This window comes from Streptomyces sp. NPDC058459 (assembly GCF_042721685.1).
Classification (GTDB): domain Bacteria; phylum Actinomycetota; class Actinomycetes; order Streptomycetales; family Streptomycetaceae; genus Streptomyces.
In genome coordinates this window covers 20,926-27,011 of sequence record NZ_JBHXLV010000076.1, presented here as the reverse complement: position 1 = coordinate 27,011, position 6,086 = coordinate 20,926, and the positions used below count along the sequence as shown (strand labels likewise).

The 6,086-nt window shown below is 68.9% G+C and carries 8 protein-coding genes; 1 reads left to right on the top strand and 7 read right to left on the bottom strand.

The features are described 5' to 3' along the window. Nucleotides 1-149: 149 nt before the first annotated feature. The 6 genes from ACFWN1_RS16600 to ACFWN1_RS16575 form a co-directional block, all read right to left on the bottom strand. The gene (locus ACFWN1_RS16600) at nucleotides 150-374 is read right to left on the bottom strand and encodes a hypothetical protein (protein WP_359316048.1); all 225 of its coding nucleotides are present in this window, start codon (nucleotides 372-374) and stop codon (nucleotides 150-152) included. 102 nt (nucleotides 375-476) lie between these two features. Continuing rightward, nucleotides 477-1,544, bottom strand: a complete 1,068-nt coding sequence (locus ACFWN1_RS16595) for a DUF2637 domain-containing protein (RefSeq protein ID WP_384362408.1) — start codon at nucleotides 1,542-1,544, stop codon at nucleotides 477-479. Further along, nucleotides 1,541-2,002 (bottom strand): WhiB family transcriptional regulator, encoded by a 462-nt coding sequence (locus ACFWN1_RS16590; protein WP_384362406.1) that lies wholly within the window; start codon nucleotides 2,000-2,002, stop codon nucleotides 1,541-1,543. The genes ACFWN1_RS16595 and ACFWN1_RS16590 overlap by 4 nt, the downstream gene beginning before the upstream one ends. Before the next feature lie 119 nt (nucleotides 2,003-2,121). Further along, entirely contained in the window at nucleotides 2,122-2,829 is a 708-nt protein-coding gene (locus ACFWN1_RS16585) for an ATP-binding protein (RefSeq protein ID WP_384362404.1), read from the bottom strand. Beyond that, complete coding sequence (locus ACFWN1_RS16580) at nucleotides 2,829-3,848, bottom strand: hypothetical protein (RefSeq protein ID WP_384362402.1); 1,020 nt, start codon at nucleotides 3,846-3,848, stop codon at nucleotides 2,829-2,831. The genes ACFWN1_RS16585 and ACFWN1_RS16580 overlap by 1 nt, the downstream gene beginning before the upstream one ends. A 1-nt stretch (nucleotide 3,849) precedes the next feature. After that, complete coding sequence (locus ACFWN1_RS16575) at nucleotides 3,850-4,176, bottom strand: transcriptional regulator (protein WP_359316062.1); 327 nt, start codon at nucleotides 4,174-4,176, stop codon at nucleotides 3,850-3,852. A 423-nt stretch (nucleotides 4,177-4,599) separates the two neighbouring features. Between ACFWN1_RS16575 and ACFWN1_RS16570 the strand changes: the two genes are divergently transcribed. Continuing rightward, a complete protein-coding gene (locus tag ACFWN1_RS16570; RefSeq protein WP_384362400.1) occupies nucleotides 4,600-5,046 on the top strand; it encodes a Secondary metabolite protein in 447 nt (148 codons plus the stop codon). A gap of 54 nt (nucleotides 5,047-5,100) precedes the next feature. On the opposite strand, the gene ACFWN1_RS16565 is transcribed toward ACFWN1_RS16570, so the two are convergent. Beyond that, nucleotides 5,101-5,943 (bottom strand): helix-turn-helix domain-containing protein, encoded by an 843-nt coding sequence (locus ACFWN1_RS16565; RefSeq protein WP_384362398.1) that lies wholly within the window; start codon nucleotides 5,941-5,943, stop codon nucleotides 5,101-5,103. Nucleotides 5,944-6,086: the final 143 nt, after the last annotated feature.

Sequence of the window (6,086 nt, the reverse complement as noted above, 5' to 3'; positions counted from 1 at the left end):
GGGACCAGCCTGACCTCCCCTGCCCTCCTGGGCGGGGGCAAGTGCATACGACGGGCCGTAGGACCGTCGTATGCGACAACTTGCTCCGCCAGGAGCCGTGTTGGGGTCACGCTGCGGTCCGGACGTGGTGGCCGCCGGGTCGTTGGCGGTCACCGACTCGTCTCCGCATCCTGCTGGTGGATGTCGCGGACGACTTCCTCGATCCAGTCCATGGCCAGGACCGGGTGGTGCAGGGTCCAGGGGCGACTGTGTCGCCGTCGTCGCACAGTCCAGGTGTTGTCGGGACCGGATTCGGCGCGGTGGAGGTGGCCGCGCTGGTGCAGGACGGTCAGCCAGGAGTCCACCTCGGACGGTGTGGCGGGGTTCGTACGCATGGCAGTGCTCTCCGGTTCGCTTCAGGAGGTCGTGGGGCGCGTGTCCAGGGGCGGGTGACCTGCCAGGTGTCCGGCTGGTCACCCGCCCCATGTGGTGTGTGATCAGTTCCGGGAGGTGGTGACCGACTGTCCGTGCTGCTGGCGGAGCTGGACCATCAGGGCGGTCAGCGTGTCGCTGGACAGCGGGATCTGCTGACCGCGGATCGCCTGGGCGACCACCTTGCGGGTCAGTTTGTCCTCGGCCCTGACCGCTGACCGGGCGATCTCCAGCAGTTCCTCGGTGTCCGGGTCAGGTCGCCGGTCACCGGTTGTCCGGGTGTCCCGGTCAGTGACCGGTGGCGGAGTGACCGGCCGGTCAGTGACCGGCGGGAGGTTGTCCGGGCGATCGGTGACCGGCTCGGTGCCGGCCGGTCGGTCACTGACCGCCGGGGCGGTCTCCGGCTGTCCGCCCAGGTCAGCGGCCTTGAGCCCCCGGTCATGGTGGCCGGTGTCCGGGCTGGTGCTGTCCGCCGGGGCGTTGTCCCCGGTCAGTGTCCGGGTGTCCGGGGTCTGCTTGTCCAGGGACAGGCGGGGCCGGTCTGTCAGGGCGGTGCCCGGCTGTCCGGCGCTGACCTGACCGGGCTGCGGCTGCTGCTGACCGGCCCGGTCAGTCCGAGTGACCGCGATGCGCTCGGGCTGACCGGGGTAGCTGGCCTGACCGAGGTTGTCGCGGTCACTTCGGTCACTGTCCTTGACCGGCCCCCGGGCGATGAGGATGTACAGGTGGACCGCTCCGGCCAGGGCGAGCGGGGCGATGGTGGACAGCACGGCGACCACCGTGTCTCCGAGCCGCAGCCCCGTGTCCGAGGCGGTCTCCTGGTTGAGCCTGACCGCGTGCAGCGCGTTGGCCCAGATACTGGCGGCGGTGGCCGTGCCGAAGAGCGTCCAGACGTAAAGCCGGGCGCGCAGCGGTGCGTCGCGCAGGACCAGCAGGGCGCGGATGCCGTAGGCGATGAACCCGTCGATCACCAGGGGGAAGAGGTAGGTCAGCAGGCCCCGGACGTGGATGGCGACGGCCATCTGCTGTAGAGCGTCGTACGACAGGGCGCAGCCCGCACCGCCGAGGGCGATGACGACCGCGCGGTCCCATCCGGTGACACGCGCAGTGCTTGGCGCGCTCGCGATGCTCACGCCGCCGTCCCGAAGTCGTCGCGGCGCAGGCGCTCCCCGTCGGGCTCGGGGGGCGGGGTGGTCTTCGTGGTCTGCTCCAGGTCTCGGTTGCGGATGGCGCGGCGGGTCTCGCGGTACAGCTTCTGGGCGTGCTCGTCGCTGACCTTCAGGAGCCAGGCCAGGCGCTGCTCGGTGATGCCGTGGCGGTAGGCGGCGCGGACGACCGCGCGTCGCTCGGCCTTGGTGAGGTGGACGTCGCGCCCGGCGACGGTGGCGTTGACGCGGCTGTAGTCGAGACGGTTGGCGACCTTCTCGTGCAGCTGCTCGCGCTCCTCCTCGGTCATCCCGCCCCGGATGCCGTGGGTGTCGCCGCCTTCCAGGGCGGCGTCCAGGCAGGTGCGCTGGCAGACGGCCTGGTCCTGCCAGGTGTGGTCGCCGAGCGACCGGTGGTGGGCAGGGCTGATCGTCGTGGTGGTCATGCGAGGTGCTCCGATCGCTCTCCGCACGCAGGGGCGTCGGCGGAGGGGTGCGCTGGGTCGGGAGGTGCATGGGGCGGCGCGCTGTGGGGGCGCGGCCCGGCGTGGCGGCCTGCGGTGGGTCAAGCGGCGGGGCGGTGGCGTCTGCGGTCGACCGGCTCGAACTCGACCCGTGTAGTCATCTGCGCGAGCCGGGAGGTGACGCGGTCGCCGAGGTAGGCCCGGAGGTCCTTGATCGCCAGGTTGGTGGTGATCAGCGTCGGGAGCATGTGGTTGTACCGGCAGTTGATCAGCCGGTAGGTCACTTCCTCGACCCACTCGGAGGCCTTGGCCGCGCCGAGGTCGTCGATGATCAGCAGGGGGCACCGGCTGACGGCCGCCAGCTCCCGCTCGCTGTCGACGCCTGGCCTGAGGCGGAGGTCCGCGTACAGGTCGGCGGCGGTGGTCGCGCGCCAGCGCACGCCGACGCCGGTCTGCACCAGCTGTCGGACCGCGCCGTACGCCTGGTGGGTCTTGCCCGCGCCGACCACCCCGGCCATCAGCAGGCTTGGGCCGGTGGTGACCTGCCGCCGGGCTCCGATGCTCGGGGCGACGGCCTGACGGGCGACGTCCCGGGCCCAGTCCAGGACCTGCGGGTGGTCGGCGACCGCGCCCTGGTAGCGCGGGGGCATCGCGGCCAACAGGGCGTCCAGCGGTGAGAAGCGCTCGGGCTCATCGACCAGGGCGGCGACGGCTGCCGGGTCGATGTTGCGGGCGGCCAGGATCCGGGCCATCCGGTCCAGGGTGCCCGCGCCGCCGAGGGTCTGCGGGTCGCGGGTGTGGGTGCGCATCACAGCTCCTCGGCGTAGGCGGCGGCAGCGTCGACCGGGTTGGTCCACGCGGTGTGAGCGGGCACGGTAGGCCGCATTCCCGGCCGCGCCAAACCAGCCGATCGTGCGTTCATGGCGTCGTTGACGAGGCTCGGCAAGCCGCTGGGGTGGCCCTGGATCTCCGCGAAACGCTTCAGCCCGGCGCTGACTTGCTCCGGGGCGATGCCCTCACCGAGGAGCTTCTTGGCGATGCGGCCGAGGTGCCCGATCACGTCGCTGGGCGGTCGCTCGTCGCAGGCGGCGACGTACTCGCCGATCAGGTCGTTGGCCGAGACGGTGGCGGCGGGCGCTGTGCGCCCCGTAGGGAATGAAGATCCAGGATCCAAGATCCTAGATCCAGGCGCCGAGCCGTCTCCGAGGTTTCGGGGAGGCTTCGGGGAGCCCTCGAAGAATGCCGCCTGACCTGCTGTTTTCACGCCGGGGCGGTCAGGGGTGCCGGCGAGGCCGCCGAGGGCGTCCTGTTGTGCGGTCGGGCCCTCGCTTCGGCGGGCGGGCAGTGTCGGAGCGGGCTGCGCAGGCAGATCGAGGGCTCGGGAAGTGTCCGGCGAAGCCTCGGCAAGCCCTCGGGTAGGGGTGGGCGACGCCTCGGTGCGCTTGGTGCAGGTCCCCTTACAGGGCCCGCACCGGCCCGCCGCCTGGTGCTGCGAGCAGGAGGGCAGTCGGGACTGGCTGGGCTTGTCGATCTTCTGATGCTCGGACCAGGTCACGACGTGGAGGTAGCGGCGGCCGTCACAGCCGGTGTACCGGCAGATCAGGCCCGCGTTGGCGAGCTGCTGGAGGTCGTCCTCGACATGGACCGAGGTGTGCTCGGCCCGCAGGGGCCAGAGCAGCCCCGCGATGATCGCGGCGTTGTCGCGGTGACGGCCGTGGTCGTCGGCCTGGGTGAGGAGGCCGAAGAAGGTCCGCTCGGCCTCGACGCTCACTTCGGCGAGCGACTCGGAGAAGAATGCCTCCGGCTTGATTGTTCGAATCCGCGCCACGTCAGCGACCTCGGCCGGCAGCGACGAGGTCGCTGCGGGTAAGGGATGCGGCGGCAAGGTCGAAGATGTGGGGCCGACTCCAGTCCGCGTCCGGCCAGACCCGCAGGACCCACCGGGCCACAACCCTGGCGGTCGTCCGGTTCAGCTCGATCGCCTCCCCGGCCGCATCCTTTGCGATGGCGTGCGGGTGAGGCCAGGCGTGCTTCGGGTCGGTGAGGCTGACGCGGATGGTGGCCGCCCCGGAGATCATGCCGGTGAGCTGGGCCGCGAGTCGATGCTGGCGTGCCGTGTCCGGGCATGCCAGGGTTCCGCTCGGCATGGCGAGCATGGGATACTCCCTTGTTCGTAGGAGTGCGGTGCGGCGGTTCTCGTGCAAAAGCCCCGCTGCCCGCGAGATGTGAATCGGCGTCCTTCGGGGTGCCCGCCCGGCGCTTGGGAGTTGGTAGCTCCCGGGCGCCGGTCTCGTTCGACCCCGTGGGCGTCATGGCCCCAGTGCGTGCATCGCCCCTCCCTTCCTGGCCGCCGGTGATTCGCTTGTGCGGGGACCAGAACCGTATGGCGACCCCCGGCACAAGTCCAGCCGCTTCGGACCCACTCTCACCAGGCGTGGAACACTGCACTGGATGAGATTGGAGATCAACGTACACCGCAGTTGCGCCATCGCGTCAACTGCGATGTTGACGCCTGGAGCGATAGGAGGCGTGATCACCACTGGAGTGGATAGGATCGCGGCCATGACGAAGGGCTGGAGATGACCGAGAAGAACGAGCGCACCGTCGCGGAGCTGCTCGACTACCTCTTCAAGGAGGTACACCCGAAGGGCCGAGGCCCGTACACGTACGCGGAGGTGTCGCAGGGCATTCGGGACACCTCCGGCGTGGCCATCTCGGCAAGCGCCATCCAGCAGCTCCGCACAGGGACCAACAGCAACCCGAAGATGCAGACCATCCGGGCGCTGGCCGGCTTCTTCGGAGTGAACCCGGGCTACTTCTTCGACGAAGAGGAGGCCGAGAGACAGCGCGCGGAGATCCAGTTGGTCGCAGCGATGCGCGACCAGGAGGTGCGCAGGGTCGCCCTACGCGCCAACGGACTCAGCACGTCGAGCCTGCACATGCTGAACACCGTGATCGACCAAGCCCGGCGACTAGAGGGAATCCCTGATGACTCGGACGACTCCGGACTGCTCGACGACGAATGATCCCCGCCTCGACATGAACCGCGGCACGGGGCCAACCCGACACACATAGACTGATTAGCCGCTCGCAATATCTCCGGCGGCTTCCATCAGCACGATCACGCGAATCCGGTCACTGCGCATGGGCCGCAAGGCGATGATACGGACAGGAACTTCCTGGCCTCGATGGTACAGCAGCTTGAGCTTGCGCAGATCGCCATCAGGGTGTTCGTAGACCTCGCGGCGACCCCACATTTCCTGCGCGTCCGGCGATCCCGCGAGGATGTCGCGCTCCAGACGCAGCAGGGCTTCACTTTCCGGATAATGGGCTCTCGCGTAGCGAATCTGCCCCAAGTAGGGCCGGGCCCAGTCTTCCCGCCAGTTGACAAGCTGCTCGCGGGCTTCCTGGTTGAGAAATGCCCATCGTACGAGATTGGCCTGCTGGGCAGCCCAGGGGAACCATTCTCGCAATGGCTCGTTGTGTCCGATCACATTCCACGCCAGGTCCGATACGTAGGCCGGATTAGGCGACTGATTATCGAGGAACTGCTGGAGCACCTCGTCCATTTCGGCGACAGAACCCGCCTCCGGTACGGCCGCAAGGGCCGGCGGTCGCCCGATGGCCCTCAAGTACAGGGCGCGACGTTCAGCGCGGCTCAGTTGCAGGACGGATGACAAGCGGTCGAGGAAGTCTGCCGAGTAGTTGGCTTCGTTGCCCCGCTCCAAGGAGCTGTACCAGCGCTCACTCACGCCCGTCAGGCTAGCCACCTCACGCTGTGCCAGGCCGACACTCCGCCGGCCTGGCACCGCCAGGCCCGGGAACGCACGAGGATTCGACCGGCCGCGCCACGAACGCAGCAGCTCAGACAGCGATTCACCTTCGGGATCGTCGCTGTCACCCTGCCCGCCCCGGGATTCCATGACGTCAGATTAGATCACTGGATCACGTGACATGGCCCACAACACGCCCCAATCGACTACCAAATGATCATGAAATTGTCATTCAGCGTAGTCGGACGTAACGGATAGTCGTCTATTCAAGCAAATGTGGCGACAACTGCAAC

What these genes read in the sequence shown, in the direction of transcription:
- ACFWN1_RS16600 (WP_359316048.1), bottom strand. Translation starts at nt 374, where the DNA reads ATGCGTACGAACCCCGCCACACCGTCCGAGGTGGACTCCTGGCTGACC.
- ACFWN1_RS16590 (WP_384362406.1), bottom strand. Translation starts at nt 2,002, where the DNA reads ATGACCACCACGACGATCAGCCCTGCCCACCACCGGTCGCTCGGCGAC.
- ACFWN1_RS16585 (WP_384362404.1), bottom strand. Translation starts at nt 2,829, where the DNA reads ATGCGCACCCACACCCGCGACCCGCAGACCCTCGGCGGCGCGGGCACC.
- ACFWN1_RS16575 (WP_359316062.1), bottom strand. Translation starts at nt 4,176, where the DNA reads ATGCTCGCCATGCCGAGCGGAACCCTGGCATGCCCGGACACGGCACGC.
- ACFWN1_RS16570 (WP_384362400.1), top strand. Translation starts at nt 4,600, where the DNA reads ATGACCGAGAAGAACGAGCGCACCGTCGCGGAGCTGCTCGACTACCTC.
- ACFWN1_RS16565 (WP_384362398.1), bottom strand. Translation starts at nt 5,943, where the DNA reads ATGGAATCCCGGGGCGGGCAGGGTGACAGCGACGATCCCGAAGGTGAA.